At 70.6% G+C, this 17,724-nt stretch carries 9 protein-coding genes; 6 read left to right on the top strand and 3 right to left on the bottom strand.

The genetic code is table 11. The features are described 5' to 3' along the window. Positions 1 to 47: 47 nt before the first annotated feature. The 3 genes from FNH08_RS22825 (at position 48) to FNH08_RS22815 (ending at position 6,454) form a co-directional block, all read left to right on the top strand. On the top strand, positions 48 to 2,621 hold the full coding sequence (locus tag FNH08_RS22825; protein ID WP_152773358.1) for a helix-turn-helix transcriptional regulator: 2,574 nt from the start codon (positions 48 to 50) through the stop codon (positions 2,619 to 2,621). Between the two features lie 3 nt (positions 2,622 to 2,624). Then, positions 2,625 to 5,405 (top strand): helix-turn-helix transcriptional regulator, encoded by a 2,781-nt coding sequence (locus FNH08_RS22820; protein ID WP_152773357.1) that lies wholly within the window; start codon positions 2,625 to 2,627, stop codon positions 5,403 to 5,405. Between the two features lie 356 nt (positions 5,406 to 5,761). Continuing rightward, positions 5,762 to 6,454 (top strand): helix-turn-helix transcriptional regulator, encoded by a 693-nt coding sequence (locus FNH08_RS22815; RefSeq protein WP_152773356.1) that lies wholly within the window; start codon positions 5,762 to 5,764, stop codon positions 6,452 to 6,454. Positions 6,455 to 6,523: 69 nt separating this feature from the next. Here the strand turns inward: FNH08_RS22815 and FNH08_RS22810 are convergent, their stop codons facing one another. Together FNH08_RS22810 and FNH08_RS22805 are read right to left on the bottom strand one after the other, a co-directional pair. Further along, entirely contained in the window at positions 6,524 to 7,297 is a 774-nt protein-coding gene (locus tag FNH08_RS22810) for a thioesterase II family protein (protein WP_152773355.1), read from the bottom strand. 215 nt (positions 7,298 to 7,512) lie between these two features. Further along, positions 7,513 to 10,338, bottom strand: a complete 2,826-nt coding sequence (locus FNH08_RS22805; RefSeq protein ID WP_152773354.1) for an ATP-binding protein — start codon at positions 10,336 to 10,338, stop codon at positions 7,513 to 7,515. 449 nt (positions 10,339 to 10,787) lie between these two features. Between FNH08_RS22805 and FNH08_RS22800 the strand changes: the two genes are divergently transcribed. The 3 genes from FNH08_RS22800 (at position 10,788) to FNH08_RS22790 (ending at position 14,239) form a co-directional block, all read left to right on the top strand. Beyond that, positions 10,788 to 11,969, top strand: a complete 1,182-nt coding sequence (locus FNH08_RS22800; RefSeq protein ID WP_152773353.1) for a cytochrome P450 — start codon at positions 10,788 to 10,790, stop codon at positions 11,967 to 11,969. A 209-nt stretch (positions 11,970 to 12,178) separates the two neighbouring features. Then, positions 12,179 to 13,354 (top strand): cytochrome P450, encoded by a 1,176-nt coding sequence (locus FNH08_RS22795; protein ID WP_152773352.1) that lies wholly within the window; start codon positions 12,179 to 12,181, stop codon positions 13,352 to 13,354. Between the two features lie 51 nt (positions 13,355 to 13,405). Further along, complete coding sequence (locus FNH08_RS22790; protein WP_152773351.1) at positions 13,406 to 14,239, top strand: phytanoyl-CoA dioxygenase family protein; 834 nt, start codon at positions 13,406 to 13,408, stop codon at positions 14,237 to 14,239. A gap of 84 nt (positions 14,240 to 14,323) precedes the next feature. On the opposite strand, the gene FNH08_RS22785 is transcribed toward FNH08_RS22790, so the two are convergent. Beyond that, positions 14,324 to 17,724, bottom strand: a 3,401-nt coding sequence (locus tag FNH08_RS22785) for a type I polyketide synthase (protein WP_152773350.1), incomplete at its 5' end; no start/stop codon positions are given.

The following is a 17,724-nucleotide window of genomic DNA, read 5'->3' as shown; positions in this document are numbered from 1 at the left end:
ACCGTTCCCCACCATGCGCGTGCCGCGCGCCCCCCCCAGGTGCACCCATGATCGCTACCCCCGCTTTCGTCCCCACTCGGCTCGTCGGTCGGCAGGTCGTGCTCGACACCCTCGACAGGCTCGCACAGCGGCTGGATGACTGTGTCTCCGACCTCGCCGTCGTCACCGGACCCATCGGCTCAGGCCGTAGCGCGATACTCAAATGGGCCGTCGACCGGGCCCGGGCCGCCGGCCTCGCCGTCGGCGTCGCCCGCTGCTCACCACGCGAGTCCCAAATCCCCTACGGCGCGGTTACGCAGCTGCTGGGCACCCTCTGCCAGCCGTCCCGGATCGGTGCCCTCGCCACCGGCATCGGACCCACCAGTCGGCCCACGGACACCGTTGCCCGTATGTGCGACACGCTCCTCGCGCTGTCGGTCGGGAGACGCGTCCTGCTGGCCGTCGACGACCTCCACCTCGCCGACCCCCACTCTCTGCGCCAGCTCGTCGACCTCATGCACCGCGCCCGCCGGGGCGCGGTACTCGCCGTCGTCACCTCCCCCATACCCGTCCGGCAGGTCCTCGACGCGGCGGGAGTACGTCCCCCGTCCCCCTGCCCAATGCACAACCTGCGCCTCGGTCCGCTCACCACCGCCGAGGCACGCGGACTGCTCGAATCCCGTCTCGGGCGCCCAGTGCCGCGGTCCCTGCTTACCGTGGCCGACATCGGCGGCGGCTCCCCTGCCGTCCTGCAAGCCGTCGCCGAACGGATCACGCCGCTCGGCCGCTGCCTGGACACCCACGCCGTACCGCAACTCGTCGCCGCCGCCCGCACCGCCTGGTCCACGCGCGCCCTCGCCACCGTCCACGGCCTGCCCGAGAACAGTGTCGCCCTCCTGCGCGCGACAGCCGTCGGCGGCCATCTAACAGAGCCGAGCCAGCTCGCGGCTCTCGCCGGCCTCGACGCGAACTCCTTCGCGGACGCAGTCGACGCCCTGCGGGCCTGCGGGCTGCTCGCCGACACCGACACACCCCAGCTACGCCACCTGTGGTTTGCGGACGACATCCTGGCGGGCATGGCCGGGGCCGAACGCGACACCCTTCACCGTCGCGCTGCCGCGCTGCACGGTCGGGCGGGCGCCCGCGTCAGCACGGTCGCCGAGATGCTCAGCGACGTCACCGCGCTCGTCCGCCCCTGGACGGTGTCGGACTCCGCTGCACGGGCCCGGCCTCGTCACGCGGCCGACATCACCACCACGTCCCTGCGGGACGGGCGGGGGGAGCCGGTTACCGAGACCGAGCGGGCCCGGCACCTGATCCGCCTGGCTTCCGCCGAGATCGTCACCGCCCCGAAGGCCGCGGACGGCCGGCTCCGCCAGGTGATGCTGCGGCACCTCAGCCGCGAGACATGGCCGGACGTGCTGAACGCCGCCGACCTACTACTCAGTCGCGGCGACGCCGAAACCGCCCGCTGGGTGATCGCAGATGTGCACCAGCGGGCCCTCACCACGATCCCCGACCGCGAGCTGCATCCACTGCGCGCACTCGCCCGGCTCGCCCACAAGGAAAAGGGCGGCCTGCCACTCGTCGCCCCATCCCCCGTCCACTCCGACCGCCCCGGCCACCCCGCGGAGTCCGCAGTTCTCGCCTGGACCCTCGCCACCCGCGGCGAGGACAGGGCCCGCGCTCTCGATCTCTCCCACACGGCGCTCGACGAGCCCACGTCCGTGCCCTTCATGTGCCGCATAGCCGCAGCCCGGGCCCTGCTGTACGCGGACCCGAGCTCCGCCGCCCTCGACCGCCTCGACGCCATCGCCACGGACGCCCTCCACAGCGACGCCCGCGCGGCGGCCGCCCAGGCCATGCTCACCCGCGCCGAAGCGTTCGTCCACCTCGGCGGCGGTGAGAAAGCGCTGCACGACCTGGCCGACGCCACCCGGGCCCTCCCGCACACCTCGTGGCACAACCTCCTCGCGCCCCGGCTGACCGCCACCGAAATCCTCGCCCTCATCCGCTGCGGCCGCGTGGACGAGGCTCGGCGCGCCTCGGAACGCGCCCGGGTCCAGCCCGAGGGCCAGAGCGTCACCATGGCCTTCCTCCTGTACGCCCGCGCCGAACTCGCTCTCATCGACCAGGACGCCGCCCAAGCCCTGATGCTGCTCGAGGAATGCGGCCGCATGCTCCGTGCCAAGCGCTGGCACAACCCCATGCTCATACCGTGGAGCAGCGCCGCAGCCATCACCCACCATCTCCTCGGCGCCCCCACCACAGCGGACGACCTGCTGGCCACAGAGCATCAGGTCGCCGAGCGCTGGGGAACCGGGAGTGCTTTCGCGGCCCTGCGATCCCGCACCCACGCGGCACTTGCACAGCACGGCGTCGAGGTCCCGGGGGCGCCCGACCTCGATAGACCCCCCACCGCGTTCCACGTGACCGGCCCGGAGCCGGACCCGCTCACCCCCTCCGAACGCGACGTGGCCACCCTCGTCGTCGGCGGACTGGCCAACCGCGAGATCTCCCAGCGGCTTGGCCTGGCCACCCGCACCGTCGAGCTGCGGCTCACCAAGATCTACCGGAAGCTCGGCGTCAAGGGGCGCGCCGCCCTCGTCTCCCATCTGAGGGCTCGGCAGGCGGGCGGCTGATCCATGCTGCTGGAGCGGGAGCAGGAGCTGACCGTCCTCGACAAAGCAGTTGCCGACACGCAGTCGGGCACCGGCGCACTCGTCCTCGTGGACGGCGGCACCGGCACGGGCACCACGGCACTGCTGAACCAGCTGACCGACCGGGCAACGGCAGCCGGTGCGCTCGTCCTGCAGTCCGTCGGCGCCCCCGGCGAACGTACCGTCCCCTTCGGTGTCCTGCGCCAACTCGTTCTCCGGCTGGTCGCCGAACGCCACCTGTCCGACCTGCCGCTTGACGTCCCGCCACCCCTCGACCTGGGCACCGGATACGCGGGTGCGGGCGAGGGGACAGGCGCCGGCGACCTCGCCGACACACTCCACTGGCTGCACATCGTGTTCGCCGGCCTGAGCGCCGAACGCACCGTGGTCCTCGCAGTCGACGACCTGGCCTGGGTCGATGACTCCTCCCTGGAGGCGCTTGCCCACCTCGCCGCCCGCCTCGACGGCCTGCGCATGCTGCTGGCCGTGGTCCGCAAGGACGGTCTCGGGGCCCGCGACCCACGAATCGGTGAGATAGCCGCCGTCGCAACCCACCGGGTCCGGGCCCGCGCCCTGTCGCGCCGTGCCACAGCGGAGCTGGTGACACGCCACTTCGGACCCGGCAGCCCCGACGAGTTCAGCCGCGCCGCTCACGAGGTCACCGGCGGCCGGCCCAGGGATCTGCGGGTGCTGTGCGACCGCGCCCGTCTCAGGCGGCTGGGCGCACCCCACTGGCACACGGCGCGACTGCGACGGCTCGGCGAGTCGCTGCATCGCGAGCGGCTGCTCCAGTTGCTCCGCCGCGAACCCGTCCTCGACACCTTCCTCAAGGCCACCACCGTTCTCGCCGACCAGGCCACGGACGACCTTGTCGCGCGGCTCGCGGGACTGAGCCGGCAACAGTGCGAGCACGCCCGCGAGGTCCTCACGCACGTTTGGCCCCCTGCCATCCGCCAAGGGGAGGCCGCCCACATGCACGCGGCCACCGAGATCGTCCTGCAGGCCATGGGCGAAGAGGAACGCTCCCGCTGCCACCGGGAGGCATCCACTGTGCTCGACGCGTGCGGCGCCGGACCGGAGGAGGTCACCGTACCGTTGCTGCACGTCGACCGGCTCGACGACCCGTGGGACATTGACCAACTGCGCGCCGCCGCTGCGGCAGCCCGCCGCCGGGGCGCGCCCGAGGCGGCCGTGCGCTATCTCAGCCGCGCCCTTGTGGACGTGCCCACCTCCAGCCAGGTCCGCGCCGAGTTACTGTACGAACTCGGCGTCACCGAACTGGACCTCAAGAACCCCGTGGCGGGCCTGCACTTCGTGCAGGCCGCCAGGCTCATGCCGCAGCTCCGGCGCCGCGCCGAGTTCGTCTCCAGCACCCCGCTGGACCTCGTGCTCAGCGATCCCCAGGTCGCCGACCTCGTCCGGGAAACGGCCGCCGATCTCGGCACGCCACGGGAGGACGACCGGCAGGGCCGGTACGTCGCGATGCGGCTGGAGGCCCGGGTCCGGTACGCCGGGCTGCACGACCTCGACCTGGTGATGTCGGCGGCGCCCCGACTGCGCGAACTCGGCGAACGACGCTACGGCGCCTCCGCCGCCGAACGGGAACTGCGCACCGTGCTCGTGTTCGCGGCCTCCATGGGCGGGCAGACCGACCACCGCGCCGTGGCCAGTATGGCCCGGCAGATCCTGGACGAGGAGCCCGCGCACGCAGCCCTGGCCGGCCTGGCCCTCGAACTGCTGCCGGCGGCGCTTTACTACACGGACACCCCGCACGCCGCGTCGTCCTGGCTGGACGCCGCCCACCTGCACGCCTCGCAGGAGGGCAACCGCGTGATGCTGTCCCGGGTGGCGTCCGCACGCGGCCTCATCCATCTCGCGCGGGGCGAGGTGGGGCCGGCCCGGGAGTGCAGCCTCCACGCACTCGCGCTGGCCGAGAGTGCGACAGGCCGGAACCGGCTCGAGCCCACCGTCGTCCTGGGGTGCATCGCGCTCGAACTGCAGGACCACGAACTCGCCGATCGGGTGCTCGATCCCTCCGTTCCGCTCACCGACTTACGCCTGTTCGCCTTGGGCAGGTCGCTCAACGGCATGCGGGCGGAAGCGCAGGGCAACCTGGCGGTGGCGCTCGCCCACTACCTGGACTGCGGGCGCGTCCTGGAACGCGCCGGGTGGGTGAACCCGAGGTCCGCCCATTGGCAGGTGCGAGCCGCTCTGGTCCAGCACCGCATGGGCCGGATGGCGCAGGCCCTCGAGACGGCGCGGACACACCACGAACGCGCCGTGGTCTGGGGAGCACCGACTCCCCTCAGCCGGGCACTGCGCCTGCTCGGCATCCTCACCGGCGGCTCGCGGGGCATCGAGATGCTGCGCCAGGCGGTCGACACGGTCGAAACAGAGGGCAGCCGCCTTGAGCTGGCCCACGCCCTCACCGAATTGGGCAGGCGTCTGCAGAAGGAATCGATCCCGGAGGGCGACCGGTTGTACAGACGCGGCCGTCGCCTTGCCGCCGAATTGCAGAACGCGCCGTCCGACGTCGGGCCCGCGACCACCGCTCGCTCGGCGTGGGCGCTCTCGGCCGGTCTCACGGCGGCCGAGACGAGGGTGGCGGAACGCGCGGCACGCGGTCTGAGCAACAGGGAGATCGCAGAGCAACTCAAAACCAGCCTGCGTGCCGTGGAAAGACACCTGACAAGCGCCTACCGTAAATTCGACATTACCGGCCGGGAACAACTGGCTCGGGTCGTGAGAACGGACGATTCCCACTAGTCCACCCAGGAAGCCCTCCCCTGCCCGCCCATCTGCGCTTATTTTTGTTCTTTGTGTTCATGGCAGCCCCGCAACATGTACGGCATGCCCCTCGTCGGCCCTCACGGCCGAATATGCCCCCGTGTACCAACCGTGAAGGTTACCGTAAGGTAAAGAAAATACCTCCGCATGCGGGACCGCAACGCCCACCGAACCCCTTCCGGCGAACACCGTAGACTTAGTAGCTGATAGCACTCTGCGGACCCTACGCGCCTTGACGTGCCATTTCGTTCGAGGCACTGTCATGTACAGACGAACACCCTCACTGCGGGACGCACCACTGGTCATGAGTACTTAGAAAGAGTGGCCCACCCCACATGAAGAACGCAGGTCCGGACACCGCAGAGATCCTCCACGACGCATCGCGGGACTGGTCGCAGCAACCGTATCGCGATAATTATTTGGCGCTTTTTGAGCAATCCCTCTTCTGCATGGCCAACCTCGATCTGGAATTCCGGATAATGGAGGCCAACCAGCACTTCGCCCGCCAATTCGACTGGCGGCCCGGACAGGGTATGGAAAGGGACTTTTGCGAACTCCTGCATCCCAGTGTGCAGGGCAAGCTGAAGAACGAGTTGATCCGACTGGCGGACGGTCAGAGCCCCAGGTTCGCCGATCACTTGGTCGCGATGGGCGCGCAGGAGGCCGTCTTCCGTGGTGAGGTGACCGGCATCGCCGTACGGAGCGGAGTCGGCCGTGTCGACCGCATCCTGGTGCTGGTTGACCCGGAGGATTCCGAAAACGGTCCGCAGATCATCAGTGCCCGGCGCAAGCTGTTCAGCCCGATGCACGCCCGCATCCTGGAAGGTGTCGCGGCCGGTGAGTCGACGGTCCAGCTCGCCACGAAGCTCTTCCTCAGCCGAGGCGGAGTGGAGTACCACGTCTCCTCACTGCTGCGGAAACTGAAAGTGACCAACCGGCCGGCACTGATATCGAAGAGCTATTCCCTCGGTGTCTTTGCCGTCGGTCAGTGGCCGCCAAGGGTACGCCCGGAATTCGTCTCCGATTGACACCAGCCCCTGTGTGAAGGCTCCGGAGGCCCCGCCGCCCCGTCCCGTGGTGGGGCCTCCGGTGTGTTTTCACGACCTGGCCGCACGGGCGGCATCGAGTTCCTTGAGGATTTCCGCGTTCACCTCGTCCTGACAACCGGCGAGAAAGAAGTGGCCTCCGGGGAAGACCCGTATGCGGAACGGGCCTTCGGCATGGTCCCGCCAGGCCTCCGCCTCCTCGATCGACGTCCGCGGATCGGCGTCGCCCGTCAGCACCGTCACCGCACAGCGCACCCGGCGGCCGGGCGAGCACGTGTACGTCTCGATCGCCCGGTAGTCACCCCGGATCGCAGGCAGCGCCATCCGCAGCAACTCGTCATTGCCGAACACGGCCGCGTCGGTGCCGTTGAGCCGTCGCAGTTCGGTGATCACCCCTGCATCGTCCTCCTCATGCACCCGCTCGTCCCGGCGGGACGACGGGGCGCGCCGCCCCGAAGCCACAATCGCGCGCGGGGGATTGGCGCCCAGCGCCTCCAGCCGCAGCGCCGTCTCGAAAGCCAGAACCGCGCCCATGCTGTGGCCGAAGAACACCGTGGGCTTCTCGCTCAACCCCGAGAGCTCCTCGCACAGCAGGTCCGCGAGCTTTCCGATGTCCTCGACGCACGGCTCCGTGCGCCGGTCCTGGCGTCCCGGGTACTGCAGCGCGACGACATCGGTCTGCGGGGCGAAGCGCACCGACACCGGGTGGAAGAAGCTTGCCGATCCGCCCGCGTGCGGGAAGCAGACCAAACGCACGGCGCTGGCGGCCGAGGGGTGGTAGCGGCGGATCCACGCCGTGGTGGCGTCGTCGGCGATACGCGACATGGATGTCCCTTTCCAAAGGTTTCGTCGGTCCGGAGGCGGTCACCGGGCCCGCCGTCACCGTCCATTGAACGCAACTCGGCACCTGCAAAACACTAAACTTCCCGACTCCCGGCGCAGATGCCTGTCACCGAGATGGCGGGGAGGGACGCGAAGTCTTGCGGTGACCCTCGAGCCCTGTTCCAGACAGGTGAAGGGAACACCGGCTGTGAAGGGTCTCAGGCGCTGGGTTTGCGTTCGTCGGCGAGGACAGCTGCGAGTTCGTCTCGCCCTCGGATACCGAGTTTGCGGTAGACGCTCGTGAGGTGGAACTCGACAGTGCGCCGGGTGAGGAACAGGGCCTCGGCGATCTCCCGGTTGGTTGCTCCCGCGGCGGCCCGCTCAGCGACCTGCCGTTGGCATCCGCTGAGTGCGTCGGTCGGTGACTCGGTGCCTCGGCGCAGCCGTCCCCCGGCCGCGCCGAGGGCGGGCACGGCCTGGTCGAGGAGCATCCGGTCCCCGCAGAGGACGGCGATGTCGATGGAGCGGCGCAGCCGTTCGCGCGCGCTCTCGGCGTCGCCACGCTCCAGGAGCCGTCGGCCCAGCAGGTACTCTGCGCGGGCGTGTTCCAGGCGGCCGGGGGTTCCGTCAAGGAGGCTGGCGGCCTCGGCCAGTTCGTCGATGCCGGTGTCGCCGGAGGCGAGGACACCGCGGGCGATGGCCAGCATGCCCTCTGCCCGGGGCGTGCCCCAGCGCCGCACGGCCGGCGCCACGCGATCGACGACGTCCTGTCCTTCGCCGTGGCGGCCCAGGTCGGCGAGCACCTGCGCGGCGTCGTACCACCAGGGGGCCATAACGGGACTGCCGATGCCTGCCTCAGCAAGGCTGTCACCGCACTGCAGGAGGTGACCGAGGGCTCCCTCCAGGTCGCCGAGCGCGGCCCGAGACCGGGCCCGGCTGATCATGTAGGAGTGCGACTCCACCGTGAACTGGTCCAGACGAGGCCGCTGGATCAGACCGAGTACTTCTTCGGCACCGCGCGCGTCGCCACGGCGGACGAGGACTTCCGCGAGGATGCAGTGCGGGAGGACGGCGCTCTTCACCTGCAGGTCGCGGGTGACGAGATCGAAGGCGAGCTGCGCGTCCGACAGTGCCTGCGCGATGTTCCCGATCCAGATGTGCATCTGGGCGCGGGTGGCGGCGGTGAGGGCGCTGTTCCAGGCCTGGCCACGTTCCTGTGCGTGCTCGAGCAGAGTGGTGAGCGTGGACTCGACGGGCTTTATCTCGTCCGCGAGGCACAGGGTGAAGCTGGAGCCGAGGGCGCCCCAGCCGCCCAGGCTGACGTCTCCGACCCCCAGGGCTCGCACGGCGGCCGGGACCAGGTCGGCAGCGGGGCGACCCTCCAGGGTGCCGAGCACGCACAGCATGCCGAGTAGCAGACGCTCCTCGGCGGTCTCGCCGGGCGGCGGCACATGGTGCCGGAACCGCTCGCTGACGCGACGCACGGTGGACTTCTCATCGAGCCCGGAGACCAGTGCCGTCGCCTCGAGGAGAGTGCGCATCGCGTGGTCTGCCGGGGAGTCGCCGAGTTCGGACTCGACCATGCGCAGTGTTTCGTTGACCAACTGGAAGGCATGCAGCGAGTTCTGGACGCCGAGCGAGGTGATGACGTGTTGCAGGACGAGGTGGCAGCGCACGTGCGCGTCAGTGGTGAGGGACAGCGCGTGATCCAGTCGGCTGAGCGCAGTGCGGTGATCGGTGTGGGCGAGCACCCGGGCCGACTCGGAAAGCAGGTCGAGGTCATCGGGGTCGCGCCGCAGCGCGCGGGAGAGATACCGGCCCGCGGTGACAGGGTCGCCGCGCCGCTCGGCGCCGAGGGCGGCGGAGCGCAGGACGGTCACCATCCAGGTCTCGGGCACCTCGGGCAGGTGCATCAGTTGGACAGCGACCTGTTCAGTAGGACGCCCGAAGTCGTTGAGCAGGCGTGCGGCACGCTTCCGTAGCGCGAGGCGCTCCTCGGGCGGCGTCGCGTCGAGGACGGCCTGCCGCATGAGATCGTGCCGGTAGGCCAGGGAGTCTGGGCTCAGCAGGCCGGCGTCGCGCAGGGTGTCCACGGTGCAGGCGGCCGGGCCGGGGGTGGTACCGGCGAGGGCGGCGGCGGGTTCGATGTCGTCCGACTCCAGGATCGCGATCGCCTTCGCCACAGCGAGCCGTTCGGGGCTGAGCCGGTCGAGGTGGAAGCGGACCACGGCGCCATACCCGAAACCGTTCCGCAGCGCGTCGCCGCCGAGTCCGTCGACCGGGGCGCGTTCTCTCAGCTCGCATGCGACGAGTTCCACCAGAAACGGGGTGCCACCGGTGATCTCCATGACGCGTCCGACGAGGGCCGCGTCGGGCGTGACGGCCAGGGCCGCCCCGAGCATGTCGCGCACGGCGACCTCGGTTAGCGGCCCGACGTCGACGGTGGGACAGGCGGCGGCCAACTCGCCCAGCACCTCGGGACACGCGTGCTCGACCTCGGTACGTAGTGTGAGGATCACGGCGACCGAGAGGTCCTCGGCGCGCCACAGCAGGAATCCGAGCCACCGCAACGACGCCTCGTCACACCACTGCAGGTCGTCGACGGCGAGGACCAGCGGCCGCTCCGCGGCGAGGGAAGCGGTCAGCCAGTAGAGGCCGTGCATGACGCCGTACACATCGGTGGGCACGCCGTCGGGGGGCTCGTCCCTCGTCAGGGCGGGCAGAGCGAGGGCGGCGCTGCCAGCGAGCCACGGGTGCTCAGCGGGGTCGCCACCGGTGAGGCCGAGCCCGGCGAACAGCGCGCGTACGGCCCCGTAGGCGGCGCCGCTCTCCTGGCACTTGACGGTGAGAACACGGGTCTCTGCGCCAAATTCGCCGAGCGCGGCATACATCAGCCGGGTTTTGCCGATGCCGGCTGGTCCGCGGAGCAGGACGGCACGTCTGACGCCCGTGCCGTGGAGGTGCTCGCGGATCAGGGCGAGTTCCAGGTCACGACCGACGAGCGGGGGCTCGCCTTCCCTCTTCAAACCAGAGGTTGCAGCCACGGCGTCTCCTGTACTGCCCCGCCACGCAGAAGAGTTGGCGGATTGCGCGCTGAACAGAGTGATCTTGTCCGATCATACGCACAAACTAGGATGGCTCCCGGTCAAAAAGCCGCTCCGGTCGCCCGTGACACGGATTACTTGTCGCACATTCACGATCGCCAACATGTGACCGCTCCCCGCGCCCTATCGCCGGTCAGGGCGCCCACCAGAGCGCCCCCGTCCGGTCCGGCGGGCGTCCGCCGGTGAAGTCGAGAAGGGTTCGCATGTGTGTGCCAGACTGCACACGACCGGTCCTGGAGGCCAGGCTGATGCCGAAAAGTCCAGGGAAACTCTCAGTCTCAGGATGGCAGGATCAGGTTGCGTCGGTCGGTTCCCAGCGGGCCTTCCGAACGAGATGGTCCCCACCCTCTCAGGCAGTCTCTCCCCCAACCCACACCTGCAGGGAACCCATGCCGCAGACAAGGCAGCTACTTGCACTCGACACCGACTCGCGCCTGTTGTTCGCTCCCAGCCCGCTGCGTGCCCTGCGGGACAAGGCAGCCGTCTGCCGCGTGCGTACGCCGGCCGGCGACGAAGCCTGGCTCGTCACCCGTCACGCCGAGACGAAGGCCCTCCTGCACGATGAGCGGCTGGGCCGCTTCCATCCCAGCCCCTCCACGGCGCCCAAGTACGTGGACAGCCCCCTCGTGCAGATGCTGATCATCGACAACGCGGACACGGCCCGGGAGATGCACCGCCAGGTCCGTGCCCTGCTCGGCCCACAGTTCGCGGCGCGCCGCATGCAGGACCTGCGGCCGCGTGTCGCCGCCACCGCGCGGGCGCTCGCCGAGGAGTTCGCGGACCGCGAGCAGCCCGCCGATCTGCACCGGCACTTCGCGCTGCCGTACTCGCTGAGCATCCTGCACGACCTGATCGGAGTGCCCGCCGCGGAGCGAGCCCGCACCGCGGAACTGCTGACCGACATCGGGCGGGTGGGGACGGACCAGGAAGCCGCGCCCGGACCGGACGCGCTGTTCGCACAGTTCCGTGCGCTCGCCGAAGCCAAGCGGGCCGCACCAAGCGACGACGTCATCTCCCGGCTCGTCGCCGCCGAGGTCTCCTCGGAGCAGACGGCCGCGCTCGCCGCAACGCTGCTGATGGCGGGCCTGGAGAGCGTGGCGAGCTTCATCGCCCTGGGCGTTCTGCTACTCAGCCGCCACCCGGAGAGGCGGCGGACCGCGCTCGCGGACCCGGACGCGATGGCGGCGCTCGTGGAGGAGATTCTGCGCAACGGCAAGCAGTCCGGCTCGGTCCTGCCCCGCTACGCCGCCGCCGACATCGACATCGGCGGGGTGACCATCCGGGCCGGCGACCTGGTGCTGCTCGACTTCGCACTGGCCAACCACGACGAGCGCGCCTTCGAGCGGGCCGAGGAGTTCGATCCGGCCCGCTCACCCAACTCGCATCTGTCGTTCGGACACGGTATCTGGCACTGCCTCGGCGCGTCCCTGGCCCGCATCGAGTTGGCGGAGGCATACACCGCGCTGTACGAGCGCATGCCGGAGCTGCGTCCGGCGGTCCCGGACGAGCAGCTCCTCACGAGCGCCGGTCGCCTCGTCGGCGGGCCCGCCGAGCTGCCGGCGCAGTGGTAGGCCCTGTCGTCATCCCCCCGTCCGCCCCTCCGGGCAGTCGGAGGGAGTGTACGACTGAGCCTGGCGTGGTACCCCGCGCGAGGCCGCCGATCCGGTTCCAGGACTAGGGATTTGCCCGCTGGCGGCGGCCCATCCTTCGTCTCGTATCGGGGTCCGGATGTCCCGGTGCAGCTCCCGGTGAGAGGGGACGGCACGTGACAACGACAGACATGAGAGGCGACGCCGCACGACAGGTCGACTTCCCCTTCCGTCGGCCCGGCGAGCCCTTCCCACCGCCCGGTTACGCCCAGTTGCGCGAGCGGGACGGGCTGGTGTGGTCGATGATGCCGGGTGGCCAGCGGGTCTGGCTGCTGACCCGGTTCGAGGACGTGCGGGAGGCCCTGCTCCACCCGCACCTGAGCTCCGACTCCCGCAACGAGGGGTTCCCCACTCCGGGCCGCACGGGCGGACCACCCGCGCAGACCCAGGTTCCCGGCTGGTTCGCCACACTTGACCCTCCCGAGCACGACCGCTACCGCAAGGTGCTGATGCAGAACTTCACGGCACGGCGGATGAAGGAGTTGCGGCCCCGCATCCAGAAGGTCGTCGAGGACTGTGTGGAATCGCTGGCCGCCAAAGGCAGCCCGGCCGATCTGGTCGCCGACTTCGCGGTGCCCGTTCCGTCGCTGGTGATCTGCGAACTGCTGGGCGTGCCCAACGCCGACCGCGCGTTCTTCGAGTCCCGTATCGCGGTGCTGGTCACGCTATCCGCAACCGACGAGGAGCGGGACCGGGCGACAACCGAGCTCCTGCGGTACCTGGGGCGGATGGTCGTCGTCAAGCGGCGTCGGCCCGGTGACGACCTGATCAGCACGATGATCGCCTCAGGGGAGCTGACCCCGATGGAGGTCGGCGGAGCCGCCCTGCTGCTGCTCATCGCGGGTCAGGAGACCACGGCCAACAACATCGCCCTGGGCGCGGTCCCCCTCATGTCGCACCCGGATTGGATCGGTACTCCGGGGATCGTTGACGAGTTGCTGCGGTTCTATTCCGTCGCCGATCTGGTGCCGCTGCGGGTCGCCGTGGCGGACTTGGAGATCGGCGGGCAGCTCATCAGGGCGGGCGAGGGCGTGGCACCACTGGTGGCCGCAGCCAACTTCGACGACGACAGGTTCGCCTGCCCGCACGCGTTCGACCCGGGCCGCTCGGCCCAGGGCCACCTCGCCTTCGGTCACGGGCGGCACAAGTGCCTGGGCCAGCATCTCGTGCGCGTCGAGATGGAGCTCGCCTACCGCAGCCTCATCGAGCGACTGCCCGGCATCCGCCTCGACTGTGCCGTCGAGGAACTGCGCCACAAGGACAACGGCGTGCTGTACGGGCTTGCCGAGCTACCGGTGCGCTGGTGACCCGGCCTCCAGCCGCCATTGCCGACCGAATCTACCGAACCAGGATTTCCCATGCCTGCAGATCTGACCCGGCTTCCCGCCACCGCACCGGTGTCCGACGTCACCGCCGCCCTGGAACGCCACGGCGGTGTGATCGTCGAGGACCTCGTCGACGAGACGACCCTGAAGGGCCTGTGGGACGACCTCGGTCCGGCGCTCGACGCCGCCGGCTACGGGGACAGCTCCTTCACCGGCCAGCGCACCAAGCGGATCAGCTCGCTGTTCGCCCGCTCCCGGCACATGGAGCGGATCGCGCTCAATCCGCTGTATCTGGGCGCCGCCCGGGAGTTGATCGAGCGCCCCTCGACGAACTGGTTCGGTCGGCAGCGCACCGATCTCGCCCCGAACGTCCAGGTCAGCATCACTCAGGTCATCCAGATCTGGCCCGGCGAGACCCCCCAGCCGCCGCACCGTGACGACATCGCGCACCTGCTTCCCTCCGCCGGCCCGACGAACCGGGTGCAGTTCATGCTGGCGATGAGCGAGTTCACCGAGGAGAACGGCGCGACGATGGTCTACCCGGGCAGCCACCAGTGGGAGGCGGAGCGTGCGCCGCGCCCGGAGGAGGCGGTGCCCGCGGAGATGGAACCGGGATCGTGCCTGATCTGGGTGGGCGGTCTGTTCCACGGCGGCGGTGCGAACCTCGCCGACAACCCGCGCACGGGGCTCACGCTCGCGCTCGTGCGGGGCAACCTTCGCCAGGAGGAGAACCAGTACCTGGCCGTGCCGCGGGAGATCGTCCGCGAGTACCCGGAGGAACTCCAGCGGTTGCTCGGCTGGGGCCTGTGTCCGCCGTTCCTCGGCTGGCACGAGCAGGAAGACCCGATCCGCCTGCTCAACGACTGACCCATGACCGGCGTACCGCTCGTCACCCACCGCCGGTCGAACCCCGAGGGCCGCCGCGCGCACGCACGGCGGTCCTCGGCACGTTCAGCGCTCCAGCAGCCAGGCGTGGACGGCGCGCGCGGTGGTGCCGGCGTCGCGGTCCAGCAGGGTGACGTGGTTGCCGGTCACCTCCACCTCCTCGTGCGGCAACGGCCACGTGGGCCGGCCGGCCCCCAGGAGCAGGGCGGGGTCGTGCTCGGCGGCGGCCACGAACAGGGTCCGCGGCGCATCGGGGGTGGGCACGGGCCGCCACCGGGTGAACAGGTGGCCGTAGTGGGCGGTCGCGGTGAGCTGGTCGGCGTCGACCGGGATGTCGGGGAAGTCCCGCATGAGCCGGCAGGCGGTGGCGACCATGGCGAGCGCGAGGTTCTCGTCGGGCGTTTCCGGCGAGTCGAGCAGCACCAGGGCACGCGGCGGTGCGCCCGCCTCGGCCATAGCCGCGGCAAGGAGGTGGGCCTGCCAGCCGCCGGAGGAGTAGCCGACGAGGGTGAGCGGCTTGTCCCCGAACGCGGCGAGGACGGCTTCCGCCTGCTGGGCCGCGGCGGCCTCGGGGCTGTCGGGCAGTGGCTCGCCGTGCGCGTAGCCCGGTGCGGGCAGCACCCAGACGTCGCGGGCTCCCTGCAGGGCGGCGGCGAACCGGGAGTACTGGTAGGGAGTGACAGGTGCGACCAGGGACGGCAGGCACAGCAGCGCCTCGCCCTGGGTACCGGTGGTGAGCCGGACCGGGCGGGGGCCACGGGCCGTCGTGCCGGGGCGCGCGTCCTCCTCGGTGTTCCCGTCGGGCGGCGCGTCCGGCAGGCCGAACCCCGGGCGCATCGCGGCTGCGAGGTGCAGCACGTCCAGCGCCTTGTCGTAGTGCTGCTGCTCGAAGGCGTACCGCACCAGGGCGGTCACGGAGTCCGTGGGCGGGGTCGACTGTCCGTCTCCATGCGCCAGTTCACCGCTGACGTGGGCAGCGAGGGCGCGCGGAGTGGCGTGCTCGTAGAGGGCGGAGATCGGCAGGTGGACTCCGCAGGTGCGGCTGACTCGGTTGCCGAGGTCGCTGAGCGACAGCGAGGTGAAGCCCAGTTCGAGGAACCGCTGCGTGACGCCGACCTCATTGGTGTCGGTGTGCCCGAGGACCCGGGTCACCTGGGCGACGACGAGTTCCAGGACGGTGCTCGCCCGCTGCGCCGGGGGCAGGGACCGCAGTCGGTCGACGGGCGCGGGCGGGGCTGAGGTCTCGACGGGCGAGGCCGGCATGTCCGGAACGGGGGACGGAGCCTCGCCGGGCGGTCCCCCTGGATTGCCGAGGAAGCTCATCACGCCGTTCTCGCCGGTGCGGTCGGGCAGCCAGTAGCGGCGTCGCCGGAAGGCGTAGGTCGGCAGGTCGACTCGGCGCGCGCCGGTCCCGGTGAACAGCGCACCCCAGTCGACGTCCGTCCCGTGGACGAAGACATCGGCGAGGGCGGTCAACAGCGCGGGGACCTCCGGCCGGTCGCGGCGCAACAGGCTCACGGCGACGGCGGCCCCCATGGGCGACTGCGCGGTGAGGACGGGGTCGGGGCCGATCTCCATGAGCCGGCTGACCCCCTGGTCGCCGGTGGCGGTGGAGAGCGCGTCGTGGAAGCGGACGGGCATGACGATCTGGTCCACCCAGTAGCGGGCGGTGCTCCAGTCGCCGTCCCGCAGAACCTCGCCCGTAAGGGTGCTCACGGCGGGCACAGCCGGCGTGCGGTAGGCGACACCGGCCGCCACGGCGGCGAACTCGGCCAGCACCGGCTTCATCAGGGGCGAGTGGAAGGCGTGGCTGACCCGCAGCCGGGCCGTACGGCACCCGCGTGCACGGAACTCCGCCAGCACGGCCTCCACGGCGTCCTGCGCGCCCGACACCACCACCGACCGCGGCCCGTTCACCGCGGCCAGCGCCACCTGACCACCCGCCAACGCGACGACATCCTCCTCGCTCGCCTCGATCGCCGCCATCGCACCACCCTCCGGCAGCGCCTGCATCAAGCGAGCCCGCGCCGCCACCAGCCGTACCGCATCCGGCAACTCGAAGACACCGGCGGCATACGCGGCCGCGAACTCACCCACCGAGTGGCCGACAACGCAGTCAGGCTCGCTCCCCAAGGAACGCAACAGCTCCACAAGCGACACCTGCAGCGCGAACAGCGCCGCCTGCGCGTAGCCCGTACGGTCGAGCAACCCGGCCTCCGCCGAGTCCTCCGGCGCGAACACGGCGGCCCGTACGCCCGTGGTGAAGCCGACGGCGCCGTCGAACTCCCCGTCGAAGTGGGCGCACACCTCGTCGAAGGTTCTGGCGAATACGGGGAACCGGGCGTACAACTCCCGTCCCATGCCGGGTCGCTGGCTGCCCTGGCCGGTGAACAGCCACGCCGTGCCGCCCTCGGTGACGGTGCCACTGACGACTGCGGGGTGGTGCTCGCCGTCGGCGAAGGCACGGACGCCCGTGCCCAGTTCGTCGATGCCGGATCCGAGGACGACGGCGCGGTGGGTCAGGACGGCACGGGTGGTGGCCAGCGACCAGCCGATGTCATGTGCCGAGACGCCGTCCGTGAGCGCTGTGCCGAGGCGCGAAGCCTGCTGTGCCAGCGACTCGGGCCGGTGGGCCGACAGGACCCAGGGCACGAGCGGGAGCCGGGCGCCGGTGCCTGCGCCGGATCGCTCGGGGTAACCGGTGTTCTCGGCTTTCTCGATGTGCTCGGTGTGTTCGGTCTTCTCGGCCGGTGCTTCTTCGAGGATGACGTGCGCGTTGGTGCCGCTGATCCCGAACGCCGAAACACCCGCCCGCCTCGGCCGCTCACCACGCGGCCACGGCCGGGACTCCGTCAGCAACCGCACCCGCCCCGCCTCCCAGTCCACATGCGAGGACGGCCGGTCCACATGCAACGTCGCAGGCAAAACCTCCCGCTGCAACGCCAACACCATCTTCATCACACCCGCGACACCCGCCGCAGCCTGCGTATGCCCCAGATTCGACTTCACCGACCCCAGCCACAACGGCTCACCGGCACGCGCCCGACCGTAGGTGGCAAGCAAGGCCTGCGCCTCGATCGGATCCCCAAGAGCCGTCCCCGTACCATGCGCCTCCACCACATCCACCTCCGCAGCGCCCACCCCGGCGTTACGCAACGCCTGGCGGATCACACGCTGCTGCGACGGACCGTTCGGCGCCGTCAGACCATTCGACGCACCATCCTGATTGACCGCACTGCCCCGCACCACCGCCAGAACCGGATGACCGTGACGACGCGCATCCGACAACCGCTCCACCACCAGGACACCCGCACCCTCACCCCACACCGTCCCATCCGCACCCTCCGCAAACGCCTTGCACCGCCCATCCACCGCAAGACCCCGCTGAGACGAGAACTCCACAAACGCAGCAGGCGTCGACATCACCGTCACCCCACCCGCCAACGCCATCCCACACTCCCCCGACC

The sequence above is a fragment of the Streptomyces spongiae genome (genome assembly GCF_009377185.1).
Classification (GTDB): Bacteria; Actinomycetota; Actinomycetes; order Streptomycetales; family Streptomycetaceae; genus Streptomyces; species Streptomyces spongiae.
This window is presented reverse-complemented; position numbering and strand designations above follow the sequence as displayed.

Coding starts and splice junctions, on each gene's coding strand:
- FNH08_RS22825 (WP_152773358.1), top strand. CDS start 48: ATGATCGCTACCCCCGCTTTCGTCCCCACTCGGCTCGTCGGTCGGCAG.
- FNH08_RS22815 (WP_152773356.1), top strand. CDS start 5,762: ATGAAGAACGCAGGTCCGGACACCGCAGAGATCCTCCACGACGCATCG.
- FNH08_RS22810 (WP_152773355.1), bottom strand. CDS start 7,297: ATGTCGCGTATCGCCGACGACGCCACCACGGCGTGGATCCGCCGCTAC.
- FNH08_RS22800 (WP_152773353.1), top strand. CDS start 10,788: ATGCCGCAGACAAGGCAGCTACTTGCACTCGACACCGACTCGCGCCTG.
- FNH08_RS22820 (WP_152773357.1), top strand. CDS start 2,625: ATGCTGCTGGAGCGGGAGCAGGAGCTGACCGTCCTCGACAAAGCAGTT.
- FNH08_RS22795 (WP_152773352.1), top strand. CDS start 12,179: ATGAGAGGCGACGCCGCACGACAGGTCGACTTCCCCTTCCGTCGGCCC.
- FNH08_RS22790 (WP_152773351.1), top strand. CDS start 13,406: ATGCCTGCAGATCTGACCCGGCTTCCCGCCACCGCACCGGTGTCCGAC.